1 protein-coding gene and 2 rRNA genes are annotated in these 1606 nt (G+C 64.2%); all 3 read left to right on the top strand.

What is annotated here, in order from left to right; translation table 11 throughout:
• Positions 1-258, top strand: a 23S ribosomal RNA gene (locus I59_RS17005); the annotation flags it as partial.
• A 135-nt stretch (positions 259-393) separates the two neighbouring features.
• Positions 394-510, top strand: a 5S ribosomal RNA gene (gene rrf / locus I59_RS17000).
• A gap of 104 nt (positions 511-614) precedes the next feature.
• Positions 615-1606 (top strand): glutamate--tRNA ligase (gene gltX / locus I59_RS16995; RefSeq protein ID WP_031274322.1); only part of this gene is annotated, 992 nt, incomplete at its 3' end.

The following is a 1606-nucleotide window of genomic DNA, read 5'->3' as shown; positions in this document are numbered from 1 at the left end:
ATCCCTAGTACGAGAGGACCGGGATGGACGAACCTCTGGTGTGTCAGTGNTTCTGCCAAGGGCACCGCTGATAAGCTACGTTCGGACCGGATAACCGCTGAAAGCATCTAAGCGGGAAGCCGTCTCCGAGATGAGATTTCCATGCACCTTGAGTGTGAGAGGCTCCCAGCAGACTACTGGGTTGATAGGCCGGATGTGGAAGCGGGGACTAACGACCCGTGGAGCTGACCGGTACTAATAAGCCGAAGACTTGACAACACACTGATTTCCGTGGCCTTCGTGTCACGGGCTCGCGTCCACTTTGTGGTTCCCGACAGACGATCGGGAACGAAACTGAATACTTCAGCGAGATCTGAAGGAATGGTTTTGATCCAGGATCTGGGTCGAAGGTGTTCCGGTGGTCATAGCGAGAGGGAAACGCCCGGTCACATTCCGAACCCGGAAGCTAAGCCTCTCAGCGCCGATGGTACTGCAAGGGGGACCTTGTGGGAGAGTAGGACGCCGCCGGACTCAACGTTGCAACACCAGGGAACCCCTGACCACCACGTGGTCAGGGGTTTTCTGCGTTCCCGGCCCGGTTCCGCCGCCACTTGGCCCGGTAGGCTGTGGGGGTCATGACTGCACCGTTCACCACCGCTTCCGGCTCCGATGTCCGTGTCCGCTTCTGCCCGAGCCCGACGGGGACGCCCCACGTGGGTCTGATCCGCACGGCGCTCTTCAACTGGGCGTACGCGCGCCACACGGGCGGCAAGCTCGTGTTCCGCATAGAGGACACGGACGCCGCCCGCGACAGCGAGGAGTCCTACGAGCAGATCCTCGACGCGCTCCGGTGGCTGCGCCTGGACTGGGACGAGGGCGTCGACGTCGGCGGACCGCACGGGCCGTACCGGCAGTCGCAGCGAACCGACGTCTACGAGGACGTGATCGCGAAGCTCCGGGCATCCGGCCACGTGTACGAGTCGTTCGTCACGCCCGAGGAGATGGAGGCCCGCAACCGGGCAGCCGGCCGTGACCCGAAGCAGGGTTACGACAACCACGAGCGCGACCTCACCGACGAGGAGCGCCAGGCGTTCCGCGACCAGGGGCGCGAGCCCGCGCTGCGGCTCCGTGTGCCCGATCGTGACCTCTCGTTCGACGACCTCGTCCGCGGGGAGATCACGTTCAAGCAGGGCACGTTCCCGGACTTCGTCGTGGTCCGTCCGAACGGCAAGCCGCTCTACACGTTCACGAACCCCGTGGACGACGCCCTGATGGGCATCACCCACGTGCTCCGTGGCGAGGACCTCCTGTCCTCCACCCCGCGGCAGATCGCCCTGTACGAGGCGCTGTACGAGATCGGCCTGGCGGAGTCCATCCCGGTCTTCGGTCACCTGCCCTACGTCATGGGGGAGGGCAACAAGAAGCTCTCGAAGCGTGATCCCGAGTCGAACCTGTTCCTGCACCGTGCGAACGGCATGGTGCCCGAGGGGCTCGTGAACTACCTCGCGCTCCTCGGGTGGTCGATCGCACCCGACCGTGACGTGTTCTCGATCGACGAGATGGTCGCGGCGTTCGACGTCGCCGACGTGAACCCCAACCCGGCGCGTTTCGACCAGAAGAAGCCGAG

The organism is Curtobacterium sp. B8 (genome assembly GCF_000333315.1).
GTDB lineage: Bacteria > Actinomycetota > Actinomycetes > Actinomycetales > Microbacteriaceae > Curtobacterium > Curtobacterium luteum.
This window is presented reverse-complemented; position numbering and strand designations above follow the sequence as displayed.